Below are 26,004 nucleotides of genomic sequence, written 5' to 3' on the forward strand. Positions count from 1 at the left end.
CAAGCTTGCTTATTATAAATAAAATGAATTGATATTTCCCTTAATGGAAAAATAAATAAGTATCTTATTTACCTAAAATACTATTTGAGCGCTGTGGAGGAAATAAAATGGCAAAAAAGAAAGATAAATTCGCAAACTACCTAAGTAATATTTCATTAAATTTGAAAGAAAGTGCCTATTTTTTCGCTGATTACAAACTTAATAACGTCAGCGATCTTAAAATCTTCGCTGAAAAAATGAAGGAATATGAAACTAAAGGAGATACCTATGTTCATGAAGTCATCCAAGAATTAAACAATGCCTTCATTACCCAAATCGAACGCGAAGATATCCTAGCACTCACCATGACGATGGATGATGTTTTGGATGGATTAGAGCATACTTCTTCTCTTTTTGAAATGTATTCTATTACGAATGCGGACGAATTCATGCTTCAATTTGTTGAAGGGATTCGAAAATGTGCAGATGAAATCGATATAGCCATCGAATTGTTATCGTCCAAAAAACTACAACCTATTCGGGAACATTCAATCAAAATTAAAGATATTGAGTCAAAATGTGATGGAATCCTACGAAAATCCATTAAACATTTGTTCGAGGTTGAAAAAGATCCGATTCGAATTATTCAATATAAGGAAATATATGAAGAGCTCGAAGATATCGCCGATTACTGTCAATCTGTAGCCAATACATTAGAAACCATTATTATGAAGAACTCCTAATTTCAACTAAAAATAAAATTAACTGAAGGAGGATCTCATGACAATCATTGTCATCATTATCGTTCTTGCCTTAGCTTTCGATTTCATTAATGGCTTTCATGATACAGCAAATGCAATCGCCATGTCGGTTTCTACAAGAGCTCTATCACCACGGTTTGCTGTGATTTTTGCGGGTGTTTTAAATTTTATCGGTGCAATCACTTCTCAAGCGGTAGCAAAATCAATTGGCGGAAAAATCGCTGATCCCTTCCATATTGAAAACGGAATGGCCATCGTCATTGCCGCTTTACTATCTGCAATTTTTTGGAATCTGATAACTTGGTATTTTGGGATTCCTTCTTCATCATCCCACACATTAATTGGATCAGTCGCTGGAGCTGTTATTTTTGGATCAGGACTACATTCCATCAACTGGGTAGGATTCACTGACATTATTAAAGGTTTAATTATTTCACCCTTTTTAGCTTTTTTTGTAGGCTTTATTCTCATGAAAATATTAAGAGTTCTTTTCAAAAATGCGAATCCTCACCGTGCCACCCGTGGTTTTCGTTCGATTCAAGTTATAGCCGGTGGATTAGCTGCTTTTTCACATGGGGGAAATGATGGGCAAAAAACAATGGGAATTATTGTTTTCGCATTAGTAGCAGCCGGATACCAATCAACCCTTGATGTCCCTTTTTGGGTTCAGTTGATTTGCGCAGCAGCAATGGGACTTGGTACCATGATTGGCGGTATGCGGATTATTAAAACGGTAGCTAAAAAATTATTTAAAGTACAGCCCATTAATGGATTTGCCGCAGATTTATCATCCTTTGCCGTCATGCAGGGAGCAACTTTATTAGGTGTTCCCGTTTCAACCACTCATGTTGCCTCCTGTTCAATATTAGGTGTTGGATCTGCAAAGCGATTTCGAGGTGTCAATTGGGGTGTTGCAGGAAGAATGGTCATTACATGGGTGATTACATTACCGATTTCTGCTGCAATTGCTGGCATTTTCATAACCATCATAAAGATTTTTTTATAATACTTTAGTTGGTGACATGATTTTCCTCATTGACAAATCATAAAAATCCCATCTGATTTAAATTCAGATGGGATTCTTTTTGGTTCACAGAAACATCATTTATTTGAGGCCCTATTTCTTAGTATTTAATTGAAATGCATGCTGTAGGGAATCAATTTCTTTTTCTATACTTGGGAATTCACCAATTTTCGGTACATTTTTTATCACAGGAAATGTTTCTCGGTCGGCGGCATTTGCTATTGTTTCAAACACATAAAACAATTGAGCAAGAGTATCGTCACTGAGAACCGGACGTTTCGACATAAGCGAACATTTTTCCAATAAGTACCCTAGCTGTTCGATGGAAAAAATAACGGGCCAATAATACTCTAAAGCCTTTTGATTAACGGGAATCTCACCTGTTGCTGTATCATACATAGTACGTAAATTATTAAGATTCGTCCTCATTTTACTTCGCTCTCTGCTTTTTCCCGCATCAAAACCTTCTCCTTGATCAGAGAAAAGGATAAATAAAAACTGTGCCTGGCTTCTTATCGTTTTCGTGATGTTATGCGGCAGACGACTTGAAGCTGACTGCCTCCCTAGCAATAAGACCCCTAGAATACCAATCACAATTCCAATGATGACGTCAAGAATTCTGGCAGATGCATAAAAGGAAAAGCTATAGTTTCCATGACTTCCACTCTCCGCCATCAATAAAGCATTCGGCGTAAAAAACAATGCAGCTAACCCATAATTTTTGACAATAAATAGTTCTGTTATAAAGGTTAAAAGCAGAACAAAGAACGCAATCATGTATCCAGTTGGCTGTGTTGAGAGTACCAGGCTTGCTATGAGAATCCCAAGAATTGTACCAATTCCTCTTTGAATCGCCCGATGGTAGGTGGACACGATTGTAGCTCCCGACATGACCGCTACACAGGATAAAGGTATCCAATATGCCCGATTAAAGCCAAACTTATACGCGATAATGGCAGCAATCATGGTAACGACGCCAAAACGTAAGGCTGAAATGAAAACAAACGAGTTCTTATCAAAGGCTCCTAAAAAAGTCGTTTTTAGAGGTTGCTTCGACAATTCCATCTCTGGGCCTAGTTCGGTAATTGGTGTTTGCAAAATCGCTTCAGCCTCATAGATTCTTGCCCATATCGTGTTTATGGATTGATCCATGTTTTTTTGCTCTTCGTTCTTTACCCCACATTCGCCCTGGTCAAGTGATTGGGCAATATTACGAATCGAATCACCCATTTCTGGCGGCAATTTTGCATGTTCTTCTGGAATGTTTTCTAGGACAGTCATAAATATCAAATTTGCATGATTATGTAATAAAAATAATCGTTGAAAAAGGTCCGTTTTACGCCATGAAATGTATCCCGCTGTAAGCGTTTCTTCCGCTTCTTTAAAAACGGTCATTACTCGTTGTCCGGCTGCATTCAAGTGATCGGAGCCAATTGAATCAAAAAAGGATGCCAGCTCGAAATATTCCCGTTTTACCACATCTTGTTCAGGACCATGGGGATGAAAAAACCAACCGATCATGGCAATCACCCATGATAAAGCGCCGCCAAGAAAGGCAAGACCGGCACGCAGTGGAGCAAGTTCAGGTTGAACGGGCATACCTGAAGTCATCGCAAAAATTAAAACGAAAAAGATGGCGGATGGTCCTTTAATTTTTAAAGCCCCAAAAATAAAGATTCCAATACCTCCGATGAGCCCCATTAAAATAGCGGCTGCTAGTGGGTGTGGAGCTGTAACTGTTCCTAAGAACGTAACGAACGTTATCCCCAGTATGACAAAGAATAACTTTTTTGCTCTTTGAGCATAAGGAATATGAAAGACGTATAAATAAGTAAATCCCCCCATTCCGGCTAATAATCCATATTGAAAATTCCCCAGGAGTAATCCAAACATAATGGGTAACGATGCAGCCAATCCCGCGCAAAATGCTTTCAACCAAGGGAATGGCATTTTATTTACCATTAGCGCTTGTCTGATAATGGAAGTTACTTTAAGAGAACCATTTTTGTTTTCTCCCATTCGGGTGGCCTCCTCTCTATGATGTTTAAGAAAACAGTAGAAAAACCAGACAGCATGCTATCTGATTTTTCCTCGTCATTGTGAATATCGTGATGTCTGTTTATATTTCCCATTTCTCCAGATGGGTATTACAATAAAATAAAAATGCGTACGCAGAACTGAATTACCTTAGCGTTTAAGTTATTAAAAAAATTGAGAATTATATTTACGAAGTCATTGAGGCTTACCAGGAACATTGATATAACAAATAGTGGGTTTCAAAATTGAAGTTTTTAAGGAGGTTTTCTACTATCGATTTCGTTCGATCAATTTCTTTGTAATAGTAATCATCATAAGCTATGCTGCCAAAAAAACATCCTGGTCTTGTCGGTAATTGTTCATGTGGATGGGTTTGTTTCGTAAGGGCTTCTATGCATAATTTATAAAGTTCCCTCAATTGGTCTTTCGTGACCTCCACCGTAAAGACAGGTTCATCTGTCCCATTATTAAGATTTTCTACAAACCAATTGTGAATCTGATTTGCCTTTCGCCAGTAAGCGACTTCCTCTAACATACTGGACCATTTGCGACCATATTCTTCAAAGTGTTTAATGTACGGTTTCAATCGTTCATAAAGCATATCCCCCTCTTCGAGTTTATGAAAGCGACCGTTTGCAAGGAGCACATCTTCAAAGTTCATTCCGTCAATCTTTGGTGCACTGAATAAATACATATCTAGCCCCATCATACATTCTCCTATTCAAAATTTTTTGGTTATTGCTAACCACAATCATCCTATCATGTTTTGAAGCTATTTTTTCAGCAAAAGTTGACAAAATATTGAATATTATTCCTATAAAGGACCTTTATTTGGTAAGTGGAAAATAAATGTTTATTTAAAATGATCTCACAAAAGCTACGGGTGTTTTCTCATAAAAAAACACTGATACTCATTGAATATCAGTGCCCTCTACCCAAAATGCGGCGATGCCTTAAAGAAGAATCGTGCTAATTGGTAACTTATATCTGAAAAATACTTTCAAGTATAGCTAATGGGCTTTCAAACCTTATCTCGAAATTGCTTCCTGTATAATAAAAAACAGGATCGGTATCTCCATCAAAATGAATGTAGATGTTTGCGATTTCCTCCTTCCCTTTCATAATCATTATTTTTCCAGTTTCATCTGTAAAAGCCTTAAAATGAAGGATGTCAAAAGAGGCTTTGACTGAATCATTTCTCTTTCGAATGACAAATCCTCTTTCACGAAAATAATCTTCAAACACATCAAGAAATTCCTGTCTTTTTTCTATGAACGCTGTCTGAACCGTTTTTTCATAAAGGTCATGATCCTTTTCCCTTAAATTAAGTAGTTCTTCCTTTTTAAAACTCATCTTTTCTTCTCCTTGGGATTTTTCAAATATAGCTATTATAAATATATGGTACTACTATTATCATGAAAAGTGTAGAATTTCAGCACCATGCCCTTTAGAAGAAAAAGGAAATCCAAAGAATCCCTTCTGTTAGATTTCCTTTTCATCATGTTTATCTAAACTTCTCTGGAAACTGCTTCACAATTCCCTCGGTCAAGATATCCCCCATATGAATCAAATGAGTTTCGTTCGTATCCGCTGTACGAACATCGCCTACCCAGTCACCTTTTAGCCGGTCAATAACCTCATCAGTAGTTAATTTTAGATGGGTATAGAACATTTCGGTTAAGACCTTTTTGGACCAATATGGATTTGCAGATGTTAAAAATGCAACAATTTCGTCCGCGTTTTGTACCCATTCTTTATTGAATTTATTAATATTAGGTTGGTCCCCCCTTCTCGCAGCATCAATAATTTTGCCTGCAATCAAAATATGTTCCTTTAAAAGAGCTGTAAATTTATTCCCTTCTTCTTCACCATAATAGGATTTAATAATGGTTCCTAAGTCTTCTTGGTTTTTAAGAAGTCTGGCCAACACTACATCTTTATCTTTAAGATCGCTGAGTGTGGATACAATTAAACTTCTTGTCCACCATGCATGTTCAACCCAAAGCTGCTGCATGGGATATTTTAAATCAATTACTTTGGCATTAAGACAGGATGGATCTACCGGATCTCTCACTTCCGCACCGGCAAATGAAGCGGTATTTACATGGAAAACAGGAAAACGAAAATGAAAGAAATAATCGCTTTTTTCATGGATGTTTACTCCTTTATTTATTATTTTTACCATTTTAGTATTAATAAATTTTTATTCCTTATGCCCGCATCCTCCAATGCTTTACTAAACTTTTTTAAAGGAAAATCTGATATAGTAGTCTTAATGTGGAATAGAAAGGAACTTTTTTATCATGAAATGTATTTCAATTGATTTAGATGGGACACTATTAAACTCTGACCATGAAATTTCTGAAGAAAACGAAAAAACTTTAAACGAATTAAAAGCTCAAGGTCATGAGCTTATTTTAAACACGGGAAGAGCTTTGGCGGATGTCATTCAACTAAAAGCCGTGCAAAATTTGGAGATTCCTATTTTTTGTATAAATGGTTCTGTTTTGTATTCACGTACAAATGAAATGCTGTATGAGGCGACTTTGCCGATTTCCACCTTTAAAGAACTTCTTCCAATTTTGAAAAATTTAGGCGCAGGTATTCTCGTCTACACGAATCATGGCGGTTTTCCTTCCACTTTGCCTCCATTGAAAGATAAGAGTAAAGAAGAACTCGACAGGTTTTTTCAAGAATTCAATTATGATGAAATTCTTGAGCTTAAAGAGTTGAAGATCTATAAATTAATTGCTTTGGTGCACAATGACCAACTCGAAAAAGTCGATGAAATAAAAGCGACGTTAACAGGTAAATTCCCGATTACGATGGCTTCTTCCTTTCCGAATAATGTGGAAATTACGTCAGGCGAGGCTCACAAAGGAAAGGCCCTATTGAAGTACCAAAAAATGATGGGGCTGTCTTTTGATGAGATTATTGCCTTTGGAGATGGCGGGAATGACCTTGGCCAATTTGAAGTAGCGAACATTTCGGTTGCGATGGGCAATGCCCCGCTATATGTGCAAGAAAAAGCGGACCTAGTTACAAAAACAAATGATGAAGACGGTTTTGCTTATGCAGTCCGACATCTATTGCATTTAACGAACACTCCAGTTGGGCAGCATTAATCCAAAAAGCCTTCACATTCATCAGAATGGAAGGCTTTTTTGTGTTCTGTTAATCTTGAACCATTGCTTTTTGGCGGCATGCTTCAATCGCATCGATCATTAGGTGGTCCAAATGGTTGGTGTCCAAAACCTCTAAACCAGCAGCCGTAGAACCGCCCGGGGTGGCCACTTCATCTGCCAGTTCAGCAGGATCCGCATTGGTTTTCAACATTTCTGCAGAGCCGGCAATCATGTTTGCCACTAGTTTCCTTGCTTGTTCCTGACTGACACCGGACTCCAGTGTGATTTTTTCAAGTGCTTCTGCGACTCGGTAGATAAAGGCCGGAGCACTTCCGGTGACAGCTGTCAATTCATGAATTTGCTGCTCTGTTACTTTTTCAAATTCACCAATTCCGTTAATCAATGCTTCAAGCCAATCTTGCTGTTCTTGTTTTACATTTTGCCCAAGTGCATATAAGGTCATCGACTTTCCTAATTTTGCGGCTGTATTGGGCATCACCCATGCTACAGGTGTTCCTTTAGGCAGCTTTGACTCCAGATAAGTTGGACCGATTCCTGCTGCAACCGTGATGACCAATTGACCATTCATGAGGTCTGCTAAATCTGCAAGAATCGAATCATGGGATTCTGGGGGTAAAGCGAGTATGATGATATCCATCATGCTAACCTCTTGCTGCCAGTGATTGGTTGTTTCCACGTCATATATTTCTCTTACGTCATGTAATCGCTTTTCGTTTCCATTATTGCCGACAAGAATGGAAAATTCCTTCTTGTTCACTCCTTCAATAAGAGCTTGGGCCATGCGCCCTGCCCCGATAAACAAAACATGTTTTTTATTATTATTCATTGCTGCTTCACCTTGATTTTCTAAGTTGAATATGTTGCTTAGCTTACCCAATTGGGAGGATAAATTCTATGAAAAAATACTTTTTATCGCGTCAATTAATTTTTGAAAGAAATCCGCGACCTTTTGAAAAAATCCTTGGTCTACTGCATTCTGTACCTTCTGTTTAACGTCCTGTGCAAGATTATCGAGTTGAGATTGTACGTTATCAAAATTGATGTTCAGATGACGCATTTTATCAAATAGGTCAATTAACAGCTGACGATCTTTCTCACTTAGACTGATGTTCAACGTTTTTAATTTCTCATCCACGATGTTGGCAATATCCTCTTTCGTTGCCGGATGCTGTGCGGCAATCTCTTGTTTAATCTCTGTTAACAGTTGGCTGACTTTATCGGAATCCATGCCTTCTTTTTTGGCTAAATTAGTTGCTAAGCTCAATTCCTCACTAGCAACTTCCGTCCGGTCCTTATTTAGGTTTGTACCTTTTCCGGTATCATAGGCCTTATAGATCCCCACAAGGGCGGAATGTCCGCTGACTTTAATCGGGGAGGCAACATCTACTTCTGCATCCTTTACCCCTGCTGTTAACAAGGCATTTGCATACATTTCTTTCGTGACCTCGGTAATATTTTCAGGGGTTACGATGTTTACGACAATTCCCCCACCTGTGTCGTCTCTGGTTATTTTTGCAGAGGAATACATATTGGCATGTGCATCCCCTTTGATATAGTTCACGAGGTCTTGTCCGGTTGCCGTGATCTCTCTTACTTGGCTTGGGTCAGTCACATCTAATAGTTTTTTGACTTCGTCTTTTTGGGCAGCGGATAATTGTGCCCCGTACACAACTACTGGCGATCCATACTTTTCATTAATGCTGTCATTATCACCACTTGAGGCAAGAGCAATGCCAGAATTTCTTACAAATAATGTTGTTATCAGAACACCGACGATCGCCGCCCCTTTTAAAAATCGATTCCATTTCATTTTTTAGTCTCTCCTTTTTCCATAAATGACCTTGGTTTATTTCAGAAACCTATTTTACTCTATCATGCCAAGATTTTCATGTGAATAGGTTTTAAGCCGTATAAATTTTTAGTTTCGGTGATTGAAGTCTTTTTTGGCAGATTACAATCATTTGAATTCAAAAAAGAAAGCTCACCGATTGACGAGCCCATCATTTATAAAAATTAGAATCAACTAAACTGGCTTTCCAGCGTTTTAATTTTTTCGTAAAGCTCCTTGTTAACAGGAGTGGATACACCATGTTTTTGACCAAGCTCCAATACGGTACCGGAAAATAAATCCACTTCACTCATGCGTCTCGCTTCCATATCCTGCGCCATCGAAGGTTTTCCGGTTGGACCTAATGTTGACAGCACATCTAACCAATAGTTCAAATCCTCTTCTGTTAAGTGGACTCCCTCTTTTTCAGAAAGCTGGATGACCTCTCGCATGGCGGCAATCATAGTATCTCTTGCTTGCCCTTCTTTTTGAATTTCACCGTAATTCCCTTGATAAACGGCAACCGTTTGATTGACGCCGACATTTAGCATAAATTTACCCCATTGCCGCCTTTGCATGTTCGTATCAATCTCATAAGGCAACTCCATTTTTTCAAAAAATTCGCCTACGCTCTTTGTTTTGTTTGAAACCACTCCTGGCTCCCGATCTCCAAAACAAAGCATACCCATATGATCAAAGGTCAGTTGATTCCCGACCTTAACGGCATCCATGCCTTGTGCGACGCAGTATAAAACCTTATCCATTCCAAAGGCTTCCCCGATAATTGCTTCGCTTGAGATTCCGTTTAAAGCTGATAATATGACGGTATGTTCACCAACATGATGTTTAACAGTCTGTATTGCATCATGTAGTCCATTAAATTTTACCGCAAACAGAATTAAATCAGCAGGTTCACAGTGGTCTTCAGGTGAAACATATTGAAATTCGCAGCGTTCGCCGTTACAAAAAACCCCTTCTTCCTGGTACCGTTTGATTCGGTCCTTATCTGCAATAACTCGCAAATCCCCTTTAGGCATCTTTTTCGATAAATGGTGTCCAAATAATATTCCTAATGCTCCCAACCCAATGATAGATACTTTCATAATCGCTTTCCTCCCTAAAAATTCATTTTCGACTGGCCGCCATCGACATTGATGCTGGCGCCGACGATCCAAGAGGCTTTCTCAGATGCAAGAAATGCTGCAACATTCGCGATTTCCTCTGGTGTTCCAAAACGCCCGGCGGGAATTTCTTTTTTCACAAATTCTTCGATACCTTCCGGATCCTCTTCCAAGCGTCTTTGCCAATTGGCGCTTTTATGCAAAATACTCCCCGGTGCTATACTATTGACCCGAATTCCGTATGTAATCACTTCGTCTGCCAATGACTTTGTGAAGCTGATGAGAGCAGACTTTGCATTGTTATAGGTAACTTTGCCGCCGCTTTCTCTGCCGTAAATGGAAGTGATATTAATAATCGAACCTGAACGCTGTTTTTTCATTTGTTCGACAGCCAGTTTGCTTAAGTGAATCGCGGAAAAATAATTCAGTTCCATCGCCTTGTAAAAGAGATCCATCTCCGTTTCGGTCGCTTTACCGCCATTGCTGCCACCAGCATTGTTGATCAGGACGTCAATGGTTCCGAATTGTTCAACGAAATCATGTATGAGCTTGATGCGTTCATCTGCGTTCGTTAGGTCTGCTTGAAAGATCGTAATACTGCCGCCGATTTCTTCTTTTGTTTTTTCTAATGCATCCAATCCACGGGCAGTGATGGCAACGTTTGCTCCCTCAGCTACAAAAGCCTTGGCGATGGCTTTCCCGATCCCTTTTGAGCCTCCGGTAATTAGAATGTTTTTGTTATGTAGTTGTAAATCCATTGTAAAAGCTCCTTTTTAAAATTGCGAAAATATTGAACTATTTATATTATAACGGTTTAGTGAGTAGATTTTAAAAAAGCTACTAATTCTTTTTCCATAACTTTCACTCTTCAACGGCAATGTAACATCCTTTCAAAAAAATGACACCCCCATTTTCAGGAGATGCCGAATGAATACCTATTTCTGATACTTAGACAACTTCGATGAGACTGATCCAGGCTTTTTTTCGGGTGCTTTAGCTTTCAGTCCGGAAGCCCAGGAAACTTGCGACTCATATTTTTCTGTTTGCTCCTTATTAACGAGGAATTGCAGCCGCTCTTTGTTCTTTTCGAGCGATTCCTCAAGCGTCTTCAGCCGGCTTGGCGGGAAAGAAAGCCCAGCTAGAATGGTCGTAACCGTTGGATCACATTCCGAAATATAGGTACCTTCAAATAATTCCAAAGGCTCGCCAATTTTTTCAAAAATTTGTGGCACATTGATGAGTTTCGATACTGTTTCTGGACCCTCATATATTAGGCCGGCTCGGATAACCCCAACCGTATCAACAGGACAGAAAATCGAGTGCGCCCATGACCGTTGAATTTTGCTGGAAACGTCTGCTGATGTCCTCGCTTCCGTTACCGTCGCCGAAGAAATAAGCGTTACTCCTCTTGTATTTAGAATATTCATGAGATCTGTCTCATCAAAATTACCAAAAAATGAGCTCTTCTGCGTCACTTGCAACACATAACTGATGGCTTCCATGACCTGACGATTCGAAGAGAGATAAATTTGTTGTTTACTTGATTGCGGGTTCGCCTTGCGCATTTGATCGTTATCGACTAGGAACACGGAAGAGATTCCCTCTATTTTCGAAATCTGTTCGATGCATTCTGCTGCGTTAATCCGGTTGCCTGCCAACACATTGCGTTCAGGAACAATCGCAATCGCCCCTATGTTAACGCCTGGGAGCTGGTCTAATAAAATATCGATTAACAGCGGACTCATCCCCGAACCGGATCCACCGTCAGTTGAGAATGCAACCAATAATAGTTTGATGTTTTGAAAGGATTTTTTCACAAAATCAATCATTTCGCGATAATGCTCATGAACGGCACGCAAACCGACTGAACGGTCCTGCCCTGCACCATTATAACCTGGGACAAAATACTTTTTCTCTACTTTCGTGTTTACTACCCCATCACGTTGATTCGTATTGATAAGGGCGGTTTGAAAGCCCATTGTCGATGCTATCTCAGCAATATTACCACCAGCTTGACCTACACCCAAAATACCGATCGATTTCACCAGATCGCCTCCTTATCTACTTAGATAATACTCACTTTTTATGAAATTAGACTTGTTCATTGTAAAAATGGGGGTTACTTTGCGCTAAAAGTAGACGGGTAAATGCCAAACATATTAGTTTTAGAACATTTCCAACGCTTTAACAACTGTATTTGTCCTAAAAAGCTGATTATTTATTGACCGCACCCCATCATCCCCGAAATATTTTCCACATAAATATTAAAATATTTTGACATACTGATAAAAATAATGTAAATTAACAAATGTACGAACAATTTTTAAATAACTAACATTAATATTCGTGTTTGGGAGTGTAACTCATGGAAAATGTTTTTGATTATGAAGATATACAATTGATTCCTGCAAAATCTATAGTAAAAAGCCGTTCAGAATGTGATACATCCATAACTTTTGGCGGTCATAAATTTAAACTTCCAGTTGTACCAGCCAATATGCAAACCATCATTGACGAAAAGATTGCCATCTTCCTAGCGGAAAACGGTTACTTTTACATCATGCACCGTTTCCAGCCAGAGAAGCGAATTGATTTTATAAAAGATATGAAAAAACGAGGTTTAATTGCTTCCATTAGTGTCGGTGTAAAAGATGGAGAATATGATTTCATTCAACAACTAGCAGATGAAAACCTAACACCTGAATACATTACAATCGATATCGCACACGGACATTCCAACGCCGTGATCGAAATGATTCAACATATTAAGAAACTCCTGCCAGGAAGCTTCGTTATTGCCGGAAACGTGGGTACACCTGAAGCAGTAAGAGAATTAGAACATGCCGGAGCTGACGCAACAAAAGTAGGGATCGGGCCTGGTAAGGTTTGTATCACTAAAATTAAAACCGGCTTTGGAACAGGCGGCTGGCAATTAGCTGCATTACGTTGGTGTGCCAAAGCTGCAACAAAACCGATCATTGCGGATGGCGGGATTCGTACACATGGAGATATCGCTAAATCTGTAAGATTTGGTGCAAGCATGGTGATGATTGGTTCCCTCTTTGCCGGCCACGCGGAATCTCCGGGTGAAACGTACGAGAAAGACGGAAAATGCTATAAAGAATATTTCGGTTCTGCATCCGAATTCCAAAAAGGCGAACGTAAAAACGTAGAAGGTAAAAAAATGTATGTGGAACACAAAGGAAAATTAATCGATACATTAATCGAGATGGAGCAGGATCTTCAATCTTCTATCTCTTACGCTGGCGGAAACAAATTAGATGCCATTCGTACCGTGGATTATGTGGTCGTAAAAAATTCCATTTTCAATGGCGATAAGGTTTATTAAGTAAAATGAGCGGGTTCAAATACGTACCCGCTCATTTTTTTCGCTCAAAACTATTATTTTCCCAAAGATTTCCTACCAATGTAATTAAACTGTAATAGTACTCTACTAACTGTAATACTAATCTATTCCTGGATCTCATAGTCATAGAAATAGCTAAGAGATTCACAAGTGACGAACGAGGTTCAGGAGGGAAAGTATGTTAAAGAAATGTATTACCGCCATTGCCATTTTGATTTCACTTCTATTCACAACCCCAACGTTTGCGTATACCGTTAAAGATGGAGACACGGTGGAAACGATCGCGCAAGACCATTATTTAACCTTGAAGGAATTAACGAGGCTAAACCCGCAAATTGAAAATATGAATGCCCTTTACATAGGGCAATACATTAATACAATCAAACCAGAACATAAAATTGGTGGACCCCTTAAGATAAGAAAAAGCACAAATACAGCAAAACCTGAATACATATCGGAAGCAGACTTAAAAGTTAGACAAGCGATTCGCAAGTCGAAACCGAAAATACATACAAAAAGCACACCAAAAACCATGGAAGTCACCGCTTACGAAAAAGATTTACTAGCTAGGCTTGTTAGAGCTGAAGCCCAAAATGAGCCCTTTAACGGTAAGGTTGCAGTGGCTTGTGTGGTCCTGAACCGCGTGGAAAGTAAAAAGTTTCCAAACTCTATTAGATCTGTGATTTATGCTAGAAACCAGTTTCAGCCCGTTTTAAATGGTCAAATCAATAAACCGGCCGATAAGGATTCAAGGGAAGCCGTGAATGAGGCATTGAGCAGTAAACGAGATTTAGTCGGCAGCTCTTTATTTTTCTATAATCCTAAAATCGCGCAAAGCCGCTGGCTCGATACCCGCCCGACCACACTAGCAATTGGTCGCCATGTTTTTAAAAAATAGGCTTTACTAAAGAACAATGCTGATTTTTAAACGGCGTTGATTGGAGCGGAAACAACAACCAAGTTTAATACAGCCAAAAAATAAAAGGATCTCTCAATCGAGATCCCTTCTTGTCTATGAGCGAACCTGAGAGAACTTTGGTATTCGGATGAGCAATCCGGTTACGAAAATCACAATTAATACCGGAATCAGCCAGCCGAGTCCATCCTCATAAAAAGGTAATGCCCTGTTATAAAATTCGATAATCGGTGCAAGCCAGCTAAAATATTCAATATTCAGAAGCTGGCACAAGGTTTTAAACCCATCAATAATACTGATCAACAACGTAACAGTAATCGCCGTTACATAAACCATCTGGGCATGCTTAAATAGTTTTGAAGTAAAAGTCAAGAGCATGAGCACAACCGCTAATGGGTAAAGAAACATTAAAACAGGAATGGAAAAATTAATGATATTGGCCAATCCAAAATTCGAAATGACAAAACAAACTAGAGAAAAGAAAACAACCCACGCCTTATAGCTCAACTTTGGAAGCAATGAATGGAAATATTCCCCACAGGCTGTGACCAACCCGATACTTGTCGTGAGACAGGCAAGAATAATAATAACCGATAACATTAATGTTCCTAACGTTCCAAAGTAGTAATAGGCTGCTTTTCCAAGGACAGGTCCGCCTGTATCAAATAAACCGAATCTTCCTGTGCTGGTAGCCCCTAAATAGGCAACACCGGCATAAATTATTCCTAGGAAAACAACCGCTACCAGTCCGGACTTTGCAGATGTAATCAGAACACCTCGTGCAGAAGTAACCCCCATCGAACGAATCGCATTGATGACGATAATGCCAAATACAAGGGACGCGAGTGCATCCATCGTGTTATACCCTTCCATGAATCCTTTTACAAATGCTCCACTTGAATACGTCTCTTGCGGTGCACCAATTGGACCTAATGGTTTAACGATCACCATGAATAATAAAACAAGGATCAGGATAATGATTGCAGGAGATAGAATTTTCCCAACATTATCGACAATCTTTGCCGGATTTAATGAAAACCAGAGAGTAACTACAAAAAAGATGAGAGTAAAGATAAAAAGTCCAATATGTCCATGGCTTTTGCCAACAAACGGTGCAATCCCAATGTCATAAGCAACGGCACCCGTTCTTGGTGCAGCAAAAAACGGCCCAATTGTTAAATAAAGCAGTGCGGTAAAAATCACCCCATAAATTGGATGAACCCGGCTTGAGAGCTCCTGAAGGTTTTTACTTCCTGAAAACCCCATCGCCAAAATCCCAAGGAATGGCAAACCAATTCCGGTAATCAAAAATCCTGCGACCGCCATCCAAATTTGCGATCCTGCATTCTGCCCTAGTGATGCTGGGAAAATTAAATTTCCTGCTCCAAAAAACAAGGCAAAGAGCATGACTCCAATAACAAAATATTTCGAAAATGATAACTTGTTTTGCATAAAAAAGCTTTTCCTCCTAAAGTTTTACAACGGTTGATATTCTAAAATATCGTCTGAATTTACTATATTAGCAAAATAATAATACTCTTCTTGTTCGTGAAATGCAACACAAACTCACATTATTATAACAATTCTAAAAAGTCGCTCCCAGTTCTTGAAAAAAAGTAACAAATAAAAGGGCACGGTTTCCCCTGCCCTTCTAATTGATTCAACCTTTTTTCCCTTAAAATTTTAAGCGCCTCTCTGCCTCGCTCATATTCGGGTATTGCGGAGGCTTCGTTTTATTTAGCGCCTTCTTCAATTCTACCGTTGCATCATCGTTCGTATTATACTTTCCGTCCATGCTGTCACCCCTTTTCGTCTTTATTATGAACGGATTTTGGAGGTTCATTCCACAACTGTGGATATAAAAACAGCTTGGAGAATCACCCCCAAGCTGTTTTACCTATGAACGTAAAAACTCCGTTTCCAATTTAATTGGGTTTTCTTTTACCTTAGCTTTCTCAGCTAAATAAACTGGAAATGTCACCGCAAGTGTCGTGCCCTCATTTGGGACACTTTCTATCTCCAGTTTGCCTTTCATCATTTGAATTGTCTTTACCGCGACCATTGACCCCAGCCCGGTCCCTTTTTCCTTACTGCTGTAATACGGTTCCCCAAAACGATTAATTTGTTCCTTTGTCATTCCTACGCCCGTGTCGCTCACTTTAATGGTTAAATCATTTTTATTTAAAAAGGTTGCAATTTTCAGCTCCCCACCATTTGGCATGGCCTCAACACCGTTTTTCATGATGTTCAAAAAGCATTGACGGAAATAATTCGCATTCCCGAGCACTGAACCGGATACAAGCTGATCCTTTATCTTTACTGAATTCATGTTTGCCCAAGGCTTCAAAATCTCAATAATATTTTTGAATTCACTTTCAACGCTAATTGGTTCTACCTTCTCCGTCGCCGGTTTGGCAAAGGCTAAATAGTCACTAATAATCGTCTCTGCATTATTGAGTTCTCTCGCCACATGTTCAATATATTGCTCTTTCTTTTCCTGCGATAAATTCGGATCTTTTAGCAGCTCAATAAATCCTTTTACCACGGTCAGTGGATTCCGAACCTCATGTGAGATACTTGCTGCCAGCTGGCTGACAACCTCCATTTTTTCCAATTTCACCATATTGGATCTTACATGAATCGTATCCATCAAAATCTCTAGCAGGTAGACGGCAAAAAATACAATCACAGGAGGTAAAATAATAAAATAGAAAATATACGGTTCGGTTACTTTAAAGAAATCAGACATCGCAACAGCCATATAGGTTGTAATGATTTCCAGGAGCAAGGTAATTGCAGCTGAAAATAACAGCTTTTTCTTTTTATTTACTCGATTGAACTTTGTCGAGAAAAAGGCCGTAGCAATAAAGATGACCACATAAACAATCAGTGTTAAAAAATTAAATCCATAAATCGCAAACCGGCTCACTAATAAAATGATCAAAAGTGCAGCCCCGGTAGGCCAGCCGCCATAAAGGGTTCCAATAAACAGTGGAATTTGTCTCAGGTCATGTACACAGTACTGATCAATATAGATTGGGAATTTCATACATAAAATAATCGGTAAACTCATGCAGGCAGTAAGTAGGATCTGCTTATACTTCTTAAGCCGGCTTACATTATCATATAAAACAAAAAACATTAGAATGCTGACAATAATATAAAACAAGTTATCTAATACATTATGATTGATATAAACGAAGTTCATCGTTGCATACTCCTAACTATGTTGGTTAGAACGTCTTGTAAATTATACAACAAGAAGGGATATGCAGGAAGAGGTTTCTACTATAATGGTGTTCTGAAATAGATTCCAATCATAAATTTTCTTTTGTTCTTACCAAAACTCTATTTTTGTATTATTCTAAATATAGAATACAAACTTTTAGGAGTGGGTTAAATGAATACGATGTTTATTGCCGGACATGCAAAATTACCCTCAGGAATGGCAGCAAGCAATTTGTTTGAAACGTTAACGATCACAGCTGAAATAGATAATCATTATGGGGTGATTGTGGATGCTGCATGCACCCTGGCAACGGATCACGGCAAAGATTATATTGCTAGACTCTTAAAAGGCCATAGTCTTCGTCATGGAATTGACAAACCACTTGATGATGTAAAAAGATTTTACAATGGAAAAGCAGCAAATGCTCTAATTGCTGCATTAAAGGACTTATATAAACAATTTGAGTCGATTAAAAAATAAGCGATTTCAACTAAAGATGGAGTTTTCTTCTTAATATAACACGCTAGATTGAAACCGGCTTTAAGTTACATACTAAAACCCCGGAGTTACTCAATCTCCGGGGTTTTAACGGTTGGCTCTGTTAAACAGGTTGTTGATTTCCGCTCCAGGCGCTTCGCTTTCCGCGGGCGGCTCGTGGAGCCTCCTCGTCGCTTCAATCAACAGCGTTTCAAAAATCAACATTGATCTTTTACATAGCCTAACGTTTAATTTAAATTATCCTTTTTTCACTGTTTCCTTTTCAAATGGCCAAGCCGGCAAGGTATTATTTAATGGTTTATCCTCCCGGTACCCGAGAACGTATTCCGCCTGCATAATGGTATGGATCTCTCTCGTCCCTTCATAAATCACCGGAGCCTTTGAATTTCTTAGGAATCGTTCGACTGGATATTCACTTGAATATCCGTAAGCCCCATGGATTTGCACCGCATCATCGGCCGCTTTATTCGCAAAATCACAAGCCTGCCATTTTGCTAGCGATGTTTCTCGTGTATTTCGGACACCTTTGTTTTTTAGTTCACCTACACGATAAACCAATAATCGGCTCATTTGTAAGCCTGCTTCCATGTTTGCAATCATTTGTTGAACCAATTGGTGTTTGCCAATTTCTTTCCCAAATGTCTTCCGTTCATGACAATAATTTACACTCTCTTCTAAAGATGCCATGATTAAACCAACAGCACCAGCCGCAACGGTAAAACGTCCATTATCAAGGGCAGCCATGGCAATTTTGAAGCCTTCGCCCTCTTCGCCTAATCGGTTCTCTTTTGGAACTCTTACCTGATCAAAGAATAATTCCCCTGTATTACCAGAACGGATTCCTAATTTTCCTTTGATGGCACGGGATGAAAACCCTGGCATCGTTCTTTCGACGATAAACGCAGAAATTCCATGATGTTTCTGAGCTTTATCTGTATACGCGAATACGATGAAATGATCAGCAACATCGCATAAGGAAATCCATGTTTTTGAACCGTTTAGTATGTAGTCCTCCCCATCCCGAACGGCAGTGGTTTGTAGTGAAGCAACATCTGAACCGGCTCCAGGTTCTGTTAAACCAAATGCAGCAATCTTTTCACCCTTCGCTTGTGGAACCAGGTATTTTTGCTTTTGTGCTTCTGTTCCCCATTGCAATAGTGTTAAACTGTTAAGTCCTGTATGAACTGATACCGCTGTACGAAACGCTGTATCCCCTCTTTCCAGTTCTTCACAAACGATTGCCAGTGCATTATAATCCATCCCGCTTCCGCCGTACTCTTCCGGGATACAAACCCCCATAAGATTTAAATCACTTAAGCGCTTCCAAATTTTCGGATCGAAGGCCCCTTGTTCATCCCACTCTCTCATATTTGGAATAATTTCTTTATCTACGAAACTTCTAATCATCTTTCTTAGCATTACTTGCTCTTCTGAAAAATCAAAATTCATCGTGAACACTCTCCAATTATATTAATTTTTTAACTCTAATGAATTAATCCCAGAGTCGATAATTTTTTTCTGGATAAATTGTGAAATCTCTTCAGGAGTGTACCCTGCTTCTTGAAGGATCTCGATAGTATGCTCTCCTGCATCGGGGGGTGCCGTTCTACTTTTGTAGCTGTCCTTGATAGTTTTATCGGAGAACCTACTAGTTTTACTGAACCTGCCTCAGGATGATTGACTTGAACTACCATATCCCGCTCAATCACCTGTGGGTGGTTAAATACCTGGTCCATGGTTTGGATTGGACCGCAAGGGATATTATTTTTAGAAAACAACTCCATCCAAAATTCAGAAGACTTTAATTGAAGCTGATTTTCCAAAATATTCGTAAGTTCAATCCTATTTTCTACCCTTGCTTCATTTGTTCTATATTTTTCATCTTTAGCTATTTCAGGAATCTTCATTACTTCACATAATGTTGTAAACTGCCTGTTATTCCCCACAGCGATAATAATTTCTCCATCCATAGCTTTAAATATAGAATATGGGACAATATTTGGGTGGTCATTTCCGAGCCTTTGTGGCACATTACCAGAAATAAGATAATTGCTGGCCACATTAGCTAATGAGCTAACTGCAGCATCCATAAGCGACATATCAATTTTTTGTCCCTTCCCGGACCTCTCTCGTTCTAAAAGGGCTGCTTCAATGGAAATAGCTGAATATAATCCTGTAAGAATATCAACCATTGCCACGCCAATTTTAAATGGACTGCTGTCTTGATCCCCCGTAATGCTCATCAGACCGCTCATTCCTTGGATTATATAATCATATCCGGGAAGATGGCGATAGGGGCCTGATTCTCCAAAGCCTGTGATCGAACAAAAAACTAATTTTGGGTTATTTTCTTTCAATGAATCATAATCTAGTAACCATTTTTCCATCGAGCCAGATTTAAAGTTATGAATCAACACATCCGCCTCTTTGGCTAGTTCTCGGACTATGTCCCTGCCTTCTTCCGTTTTTAAGTCAACCGTCAGGCTGCGCTTATTCCGATTGGCACATAAATAATAGGCACTGACGCCATTTTGAAACGGAGGTCCCCATCCTCGTGTCTCATCACTTCCACCAGGGGCTTCTACTTTTATTACATCTGCGCCTAAGTCTGCTAAAATCATGGTGCAGTAAGGACCCGCAAGCACACGTGTTAAATCCAATACTTTAATTCCTTCTAATGCACCGCTCATGTTACCTCCTCCCTTTTTTGAAAAAAAACATTTTTTACATACAAAAAGCCAGTCCTTTCCACATTCATGTGTTAAGGACTGGCTACATGATCCATTTCATCCAACCTGGTAGGGCTGGTATTGGAATCTTCTCAGTCAAATATTTAAGAATCAAAAACGGACTTCACTACCTTCAGCTGTAAAGGCTGATAGGGAGAAGTTATCTTTATTTTAAAAGAATGTTCTGAATATTTCAAGTGCTTTTTGAATATATTTGGGGAATTATTATTTATTTTCCTACCTATGATAATATTCGTTTCTCCCCATCAACTTGCTTGATGGGGTCAATATTTTGCGTAAATTCTAAGGTACCAATATATTCTCCATTTTCATCCCGAACTGCAAAATAACGAATATAAACATATTTGTCCTTAAATTTTATCCAGAAATCCTCCACATCTTTTTTGCCTGATTTAAAATCTGCGAGCAGTTCTTCGACGGCGTGGACACTTCTTGGCGGATGGCAATTTTGGACCGTGCGCCCGATAACAGCTTTCGTACGGGCAAAAATCCTATCTTTTCCGTGAGAAAAATAACGAACAACATCGTCGTGGTCTATAAAGGTAATATCCACCGGTAAATGGTTTAACAGCAGTTCGAGCTGTTTTAACGATAATATCCCGGTTTCCATCTTGATATACCCTTCAGAGATGGCATTCTCTGCAAGTGCTTGTCTTTCAGGCCTCCAAACATCAGCAGGCTCCGTCAGGCAGAAGCCAATTTCATCACTTTCATGAGCAATTTTCACCCATTCATCTTCAGTCAGATTGTTGAGAGCCATTGGAAACAAAATATTTTCTTCGCGGTAAATCATATCATTTACTTCATTGATGATATAGGTAACAACTTGAACAATGCCCTGCTTATCTCCATCGTAATAAGATAAATTTTGTTTGGCATCTTTAATCGCATCACGAATAAAGTCATCGATTCTCCACATATTCGTAGAAGGACCATAGATTCCATATTTCTCAAGGTATGGGAAAATTAAATGTTCCTTCCTGTTAAAATGCTTGTCTATATCCAGTAAAAGATTGCAATCTTCCAGGAGTTTATAAACATTCTCAGGTGAATCTTCCTTTTCAAATTGCCATAAATGGATTTGAACCTTTGTTTTAATTAATTTTTCTAATTCCCTATTTTCCAACTTAAAGGTATGGACCGGATGTCCAGGCTGTTCCTCAGGATGCTGTGAGCGCTGCTCCTCTTCGATTGAGCCTTTAAACAGAGCGGTGTGCGCCGCGTATAAACGCTTCACTTCTTCTGCGGGCAAGGTCCCCTCTTGGGTAAAATCATGCTGTATTTGTGAAATTTCATCAATGGTAATTTTACCGATGAGCGCATTAAAATGGGCTTTTACCTCTTCAACACTTCTTCCATTATGAAGATCCGTAAAAATTTGTTTAATCATTTCAAATCGTTTTGTATTTTTTAATAAAAATTGTTCACGATTATTAATCATTTCACTCATAACGATTCTCCTTCGCTAAAGCATCTGTACCTTAGTGATAACTTTTCTCAAGAATATCACGCAATCCCCCAAAGGTTTGTGATTTATATCATTACTACAATGCAAAACAAACAATGTTCACAAAATAGACAAGTTGATTCGACAAAACTCGGGCGGTGCCTGGCACCGCCTGAATTTTGTCGAGTTGGAAATACCTGCTATTATGACCTGATGATAATTATCACATCCAATATAAAATCTGAATGGTATGATGCAAGAGTGTAAGTAAATAAATAAATTGAAATGGGGTTATGTAGTGAACTTTCCACAACTGAAAATAGGTCATATGATGCCGAGAGTACCGATAATGCAAGGTGGTATGGGTGTTGGCATTTCTTTAAGCAAGCTAGCTTCAGCTGTTGCGAATGCCGGCGGGATTGGCATAATATCCGGTACTGGAATTTCAGTTGATGAAATGAGGACCCATATAAGACGAGCTAAAAATCTTGTCAAAGATGCTGGATATATTGGCGTAAATGTATTATTTGCCATGAATGATTTTGCGGAAAAAATGAAAGCTGCCCTTGAAGAAAAAGTGGATTTTATTATATCAGGCGCAGGAATCTCACGAGATATGTACGCATGGGGAAAACAGGCGGGAATACCCGTCATTTCGATTGTCTCTTCGGCAAAATTGGCTAGAATTTCTGAACGTCTTGGCGCTGCAGCAGTGGTCGTTGAAGGTTTTGAAGCGGGAGGACATCTTGGTACTGAGCGTCCTATGTTGGATATACTTCCGGAAATTGTAGAGGCTGTTTCCATCCCTGTCATTGCTGCGGGAGGAATTATGACGGGTGATGATATTGCAAAAGCGATTGGAATGGGTGCATCCGGCGTGCAAATGGGCACTCGGTTTGTGGCAAGCGAGGAATGTGATGCGCCACTTGCCTTCAAGCAAAAATATGTGGATGCACGTAAAGAAGACACCGTTCTGGTTAAAACGACAGTTGGCCTTCAAGGAAGAGCCATAAGCAATAACTTTACAAAATTGATCAGTGGTCCTGACAAGTTGAAAATTGCTAAATGCCATGATTGTCTAAAAAATTGTTCCTATCGTTTTTGCACACTAGATTCCCTCCTTGTGTCTGTTGGAGGAGATGTGGAGAATGGGTTAGTTTTTGCTGGTGCAAGAGTGGGAGAAATAAAGGAAATTCTTCCGGTCCAAAAAATCATTGACAATCTTACTATTGAATATGGTTTGGCTGCAGAAAACGCTTAAAGGTCTATTTTGTACTAGAATGAAACACTCTCGGCTTACTTTTTGCTGAAAAGCTAACAAATCCCGGGTGCAGATTTAAACACTCGGGACCATTTTTTAATTTATACACCGATAAAAATCAACTACCTCTAATCTATTTGCAGAACCTTCTTTATCGAACGTGACAATCCATAGCCTGCATAAACCCCGAAAACGTTTAATATCAAATCATCTACATCCAAACTTCCTCTTTTGGTAAGGAATTGCAGAACCTCAATCATTGTAATCATGATAATAGGGAGCCCGAATCGTTTTATATTATTGACAGGCGATTTTCTGGCTATGATCATAGTAAAAATCCCAAATGGGACAAACAATAAAACATTTGCTGCTAAGTTGTAAAACGCGATTAAGAATGAAACCTCCCCACTTAAATAAGAGGAGATAGTTTTAAAAGGAACTAAATTATATGTTTGGTATTCTTGATTGGATGGCCTGAAAAGAAAAGAACCAGCAATGAACATGAATACAAGAATAAGAAAGTCGATAATATCCGTTTTGAAATAGACATCGTATTTCCTGTAACTAATAAAATGAAGAAAAAAATAAAAATGGTCAGACAGAACCACACCAAAATCAAAACGACCGGATGAAGATAATTAAATAATTTTATCCAAATCGGAAGCAAAGCGGCAAATAAGCCCTGCGATACGATCACAGAGAGCCAAACCGCCCATTTTTTTGAAATCATTGAAGAACCCCCGTCAAAAAATCAATCCTTACCATTCTACCACGAAAAAGAGTAGCGGCGGGGAACCCATTTATCGACAAAATTTGGGCGGTGCCTGGCACCGCCCAAATTTTGTCGAATCTCAATGCATAAGATTAAATAATTTTTCTTCTGCTAAATTGGTGTCAATCGGGCAGACTTTTGCATCTCTTCCGTATTGCCATGCCCATACTAAACCAGGACATCTTGGTTTTTTCGGGTTAAATTTTGGTTTGCTCCGTTTGGTGCTGATTCCTTTTTCAGGCTTCGCACTCCACAATACTGCTTGATTTTTCACGAACTCCTCTTTTTGAACGGCTTCACAGTAGGCACTATGAAAACCGCCGACCATTGGATCATGATAAAATCCCGCCCTATATGAACTGGTATAAAACGTTTCCACCCAGCCAATTAACCACTCTGCATCCGCTTCGTGAAACCGTTCTACATTTGCGAATATAACAGTCCCTTTACGAATTCCCAGCCTTCGGGCATGGTAAATAGCATTCCGCGCCATTACTTTTCCCTCTTGCCGCCCAACAGGGTTGTTAAAATCATTATAAATAGGCATAACTTTTATGCCTTTCGATCTTAAAAACCGTAGTTCGTCCTTCGTAAGTCCCTCGCTAGCATTGGGCACCGTGCTCAAATATCTTCCCCAAAAATCCGGTATCCCAAAGTTTCTCTGGACACATAGTAATACTTCCTCATTAGCATTTACTGTAGAGTCTACACCCCAAAAAACTGCCATACTACACCTCCATTTCCATCTATATGTATATGCGGAGGATACTTATCCTAATGAAAAAATCGATTAAGACAGCCATTAGCATTTATTATAAAACTTAAAAAAGCGCCCTCTAAATGGAGAGACGCTTTTAATCAAGCTATTTTGTTTCTGTATTAAGCACTTGATGAAAAAATTGTAACACTTGCTGGTAAGCATCCCTTGCAGAGGCCACATTGTAGGATGCACGCGTATCGTTGAAAAAAGCATGACCTGTATTTTGATAAATTTTATATTCAAATGATTTACCATTTTGTTTCATTTGTTCTGCAAGATGTGGAACATTGTCCGATATCCGTTTGTCCTGATCACCGTAAAATCCATAGACTGGACACTGAATATGCTTGATATCTTCATCCTGTGGAGCATTTCCGTAAAAGATAACCGCTCCTTTTAATTTGGGATCCCGGCAGGCTAATTGTGCGGAAAGAGCCCCTCCCATACAAAAACCAACGGATGCAACACCTTGTCCCTTAGACGCCCCGTATTCCTCACGCAAAAAACTAGAAGTTGCCAAAAGCTGTTCAATATAATCAGAAGAATTAATCCCGCTAAACATTCGTTCAAAGGTTTTTGTTACACGGTTTTGTTTTTCTTCCTCTAATTCGCGAAGAGCCTGCTCTCGTTCATCAGGGTTGTTCCATACCGAATGTGGCAATGTGTCGAGAAAGGCCTTCACCTCAGCAACCCGCTCTGTACGCAATTCTTCGGCCTTTGCATATAAATCAGGAGCAAACGCAAGGTAACCTGCTTCTGCAAATCTTTCCGTTATATCCTGGATATGTTTATCAACACCCCATATTTCCTGAATTACCAATACAGCAGGGAGGTTTTCATTTACCCGATCCATTTTTGCTATATAACCTATGTACTCTTGATTTTTACCATAACGAACCCATTCGGTTGCTAATGTCATCTATTTACCTCCATCCTCATTGTCCAAGTAATCCCATATCATTTTATCAGACCACTATGGAAAATAAAAATTTTAGGTTAACCTCACTTGATGAACACACTTTGAAGATTTTATTTTCCGGTTTTGGGTTTTATTGTCCTATTAATGAATTTTATCTTCCAGTTTACCCATTCTATTTTCCAAAGACCA

25 protein-coding genes are annotated in these 26,004 nt (G+C 39.2%); 7 read left to right on the forward strand and 18 right to left on the reverse strand.

Annotated elements, in window-relative coordinates:
- Nucleotides 1-107 precede the first annotated feature (107 nt).
- Both RCG21_RS20825 and RCG21_RS20830 read left to right on the forward strand, forming a co-directional pair.
- Nucleotides 108-722: a DUF47 domain-containing protein gene (locus RCG21_RS20825; protein ID WP_133334776.1), complete on the forward strand. Its 615-nt coding sequence runs from the start codon at nt 108-110 to the stop codon at nt 720-722.
- 37 nt (nt 723-759) lie between these two features.
- Nucleotides 760-1,746: an inorganic phosphate transporter gene (locus RCG21_RS20830; protein WP_133334774.1), complete on the forward strand. Its 987-nt coding sequence runs from the start codon at nt 760-762 to the stop codon at nt 1,744-1,746.
- A gap of 111 nt (nt 1,747-1,857) precedes the next feature.
- On the opposite strand, the gene RCG21_RS20835 is transcribed toward RCG21_RS20830, so the two are convergent.
- The 4 genes from RCG21_RS20835 to RCG21_RS20850 all read right to left on the reverse strand — a co-directional run bounded on the left by RCG21_RS20835 (nt 1,858) and on the right by RCG21_RS20850 (nt 5,986).
- Nucleotides 1,858-3,783 carry an FUSC family protein gene (locus tag RCG21_RS20835; RefSeq protein WP_308913726.1) on the reverse strand — a complete coding sequence of 642 codons (1,926 nt, stop codon included), beginning with the start codon at nt 3,781-3,783 and terminating at the stop codon, nt 1,858-1,860.
- 223 nt (nt 3,784-4,006) lie between these two features.
- Entirely contained in the window at nt 4,007-4,507 is a 501-nt protein-coding gene (locus RCG21_RS20840; RefSeq protein WP_133334770.1) for a hypothetical protein, read from the reverse strand.
- A gap of 275 nt (nt 4,508-4,782) precedes the next feature.
- Nucleotides 4,783-5,154 (reverse strand): hypothetical protein, encoded by a 372-nt coding sequence (locus tag RCG21_RS20845; RefSeq protein ID WP_133334768.1) that lies wholly within the window; start codon nt 5,152-5,154, stop codon nt 4,783-4,785.
- Nucleotides 5,155-5,305: 151 nt separating this feature from the next.
- The gene (locus RCG21_RS20850; RefSeq protein ID WP_308913727.1) at nt 5,306-5,986 is read right to left on the reverse strand and encodes a glycosyltransferase; all 681 of its coding nucleotides are present in this window, start codon (nt 5,984-5,986) and stop codon (nt 5,306-5,308) included.
- Nucleotides 5,987-6,104: 118 nt separating this feature from the next.
- Here RCG21_RS20850 and RCG21_RS20855 point away from each other — a divergent pair, with 118 nt between their 5' ends.
- The gene (locus RCG21_RS20855; protein ID WP_133334766.1) at nt 6,105-6,926 is read left to right on the forward strand and encodes an HAD family hydrolase; all 822 of its coding nucleotides are present in this window, start codon (nt 6,105-6,107) and stop codon (nt 6,924-6,926) included.
- A 49-nt stretch (nt 6,927-6,975) separates the two neighbouring features.
- Here RCG21_RS20855 and proC read toward each other — a convergent pair whose 3' ends face one another.
- From proC to RCG21_RS20880, 5 genes are all read right to left on the reverse strand, one after another.
- Nucleotides 6,976-7,773 carry a pyrroline-5-carboxylate reductase gene (gene proC, locus RCG21_RS20860; RefSeq protein ID WP_133334764.1) on the reverse strand — a complete coding sequence of 266 codons (798 nt, stop codon included), beginning with the start codon at nt 7,771-7,773 and terminating at the stop codon, nt 6,976-6,978.
- A 66-nt stretch (nt 7,774-7,839) separates the two neighbouring features.
- The gene (locus RCG21_RS20865) at nt 7,840-8,757 is read right to left on the reverse strand and encodes a DUF1002 domain-containing protein (RefSeq protein ID WP_133334762.1); all 918 of its coding nucleotides are present in this window, start codon (nt 8,755-8,757) and stop codon (nt 7,840-7,842) included.
- A 209-nt stretch (nt 8,758-8,966) separates the two neighbouring features.
- A complete protein-coding gene (locus RCG21_RS20870; protein WP_133334760.1) occupies nt 8,967-9,878 on the reverse strand; it encodes a ketopantoate reductase family protein in 912 nt (303 codons plus the stop codon).
- Between the two features lie 14 nt (nt 9,879-9,892).
- Nucleotides 9,893-10,654 carry an SDR family NAD(P)-dependent oxidoreductase gene (locus RCG21_RS20875; protein ID WP_308913728.1) on the reverse strand — a complete coding sequence of 254 codons (762 nt, stop codon included), beginning with the start codon at nt 10,652-10,654 and terminating at the stop codon, nt 9,893-9,895.
- Nucleotides 10,655-10,831: 177 nt separating this feature from the next.
- Nucleotides 10,832-11,941, reverse strand: a complete 1,110-nt coding sequence (locus tag RCG21_RS20880; RefSeq protein ID WP_133334756.1) for an FtsZ/tubulin family protein — start codon at nt 11,939-11,941, stop codon at nt 10,832-10,834.
- Nucleotides 11,942-12,261: 320 nt separating this feature from the next.
- Here RCG21_RS20880 and guaC point away from each other — a divergent pair, with 320 nt between their 5' ends.
- Together guaC and RCG21_RS20890 are read left to right on the forward strand one after the other, a co-directional pair.
- The gene (guaC, locus tag RCG21_RS20885; RefSeq protein ID WP_133334754.1) at nt 12,262-13,245 is read left to right on the forward strand and encodes a GMP reductase; all 984 of its coding nucleotides are present in this window, start codon (nt 12,262-12,264) and stop codon (nt 13,243-13,245) included.
- A gap of 196 nt (nt 13,246-13,441) precedes the next feature.
- Nucleotides 13,442-14,161, forward strand: coding sequence for a cell wall hydrolase (locus tag RCG21_RS20890; RefSeq protein WP_308913729.1), 720 nt, complete (start codon nt 13,442-13,444; stop codon nt 14,159-14,161).
- 114 nt (nt 14,162-14,275) lie between these two features.
- On the opposite strand, the gene brnQ is transcribed toward RCG21_RS20890, so the two are convergent.
- Nucleotides 14,276-15,631: a branched-chain amino acid transport system II carrier protein gene (gene brnQ / locus RCG21_RS20895; protein WP_133334750.1), complete on the reverse strand. Its 1,356-nt coding sequence runs from the start codon at nt 15,629-15,631 to the stop codon at nt 14,276-14,278.
- Nucleotides 15,632-16,076: 445 nt separating this feature from the next.
- Entirely contained in the window at nt 16,077-17,387 is a 1,311-nt protein-coding gene (locus RCG21_RS20900) for a sensor histidine kinase (RefSeq protein ID WP_308913730.1), read from the reverse strand.
- Nucleotides 17,388-17,579: 192 nt separating this feature from the next.
- On the opposite strand from RCG21_RS20900, the gene RCG21_RS20905 reads away from it, so the two are divergent.
- Complete coding sequence (locus RCG21_RS20905; RefSeq protein ID WP_026576089.1) at nt 17,580-17,888, forward strand: DUF3870 domain-containing protein; 309 nt, start codon at nt 17,580-17,582, stop codon at nt 17,886-17,888.
- Between the two features lie 255 nt (nt 17,889-18,143).
- Here RCG21_RS20905 and RCG21_RS20910 read toward each other — a convergent pair whose 3' ends face one another.
- The 3 genes from RCG21_RS20910 to RCG21_RS20920 all read right to left on the reverse strand — a co-directional run bounded on the left by RCG21_RS20910 (nt 18,144) and on the right by RCG21_RS20920 (nt 22,106).
- Nucleotides 18,144-19,355 carry an acyl-CoA dehydrogenase family protein gene (locus RCG21_RS20910; protein ID WP_133334746.1) on the reverse strand — a complete coding sequence of 404 codons (1,212 nt, stop codon included), beginning with the start codon at nt 19,353-19,355 and terminating at the stop codon, nt 18,144-18,146.
- Nucleotides 19,356-19,390: 35 nt separating this feature from the next.
- On the reverse strand, nt 19,391-20,596 hold the full coding sequence (locus RCG21_RS20915; protein ID WP_308913731.1) for a CaiB/BaiF CoA transferase family protein: 1,206 nt from the start codon (nt 20,594-20,596) through the stop codon (nt 19,391-19,393).
- Between the two features lie 280 nt (nt 20,597-20,876).
- Nucleotides 20,877-22,106 carry a DUF438 domain-containing protein gene (locus RCG21_RS20920; RefSeq protein WP_133334742.1) on the reverse strand — a complete coding sequence of 410 codons (1,230 nt, stop codon included), beginning with the start codon at nt 22,104-22,106 and terminating at the stop codon, nt 20,877-20,879.
- 277 nt (nt 22,107-22,383) lie between these two features.
- Between RCG21_RS20920 and RCG21_RS20925 the strand changes: the two genes are divergently transcribed.
- Nucleotides 22,384-23,364 carry an NAD(P)H-dependent flavin oxidoreductase gene (locus tag RCG21_RS20925; protein WP_208025367.1) on the forward strand — a complete coding sequence of 327 codons (981 nt, stop codon included), beginning with the start codon at nt 22,384-22,386 and terminating at the stop codon, nt 23,362-23,364.
- Between the two features lie 128 nt (nt 23,365-23,492).
- Here the strand turns inward: RCG21_RS20925 and RCG21_RS20930 are convergent, their stop codons facing one another.
- The 4 genes from RCG21_RS20930 to RCG21_RS20945 all read right to left on the reverse strand — a co-directional run bounded on the left by RCG21_RS20930 (nt 23,493) and on the right by RCG21_RS20945 (nt 25,815).
- Entirely contained in the window at nt 23,493-23,867 is a 375-nt protein-coding gene (locus RCG21_RS20930; RefSeq protein ID WP_235824817.1) for a VanZ family protein, read from the reverse strand.
- Entirely contained in the window at nt 23,804-24,094 is a 291-nt protein-coding gene (locus RCG21_RS20935; protein ID WP_235824827.1) for a hypothetical protein, read from the reverse strand. Before RCG21_RS20935 ends, RCG21_RS20930 begins: the two co-directional genes overlap by 64 nt.
- 121 nt (nt 24,095-24,215) lie before the next feature.
- Nucleotides 24,216-24,863 carry a glycoside hydrolase domain-containing protein gene (locus RCG21_RS20940; RefSeq protein WP_133334738.1) on the reverse strand — a complete coding sequence of 216 codons (648 nt, stop codon included), beginning with the start codon at nt 24,861-24,863 and terminating at the stop codon, nt 24,216-24,218.
- A 136-nt stretch (nt 24,864-24,999) separates the two neighbouring features.
- Nucleotides 25,000-25,815 carry a dienelactone hydrolase family protein gene (locus RCG21_RS20945; RefSeq protein ID WP_133334736.1) on the reverse strand — a complete coding sequence of 272 codons (816 nt, stop codon included), beginning with the start codon at nt 25,813-25,815 and terminating at the stop codon, nt 25,000-25,002.
- Between the last annotated feature and the right edge of the window lie 189 nt (nt 25,816-26,004).

Source organism: Bacillus salipaludis, from assembly GCF_030938565.1.
GTDB classification, from domain to species: Bacteria; Bacillota; Bacilli; order Bacillales; family Cytobacillaceae; genus Neobacillus; species Neobacillus salipaludis_A.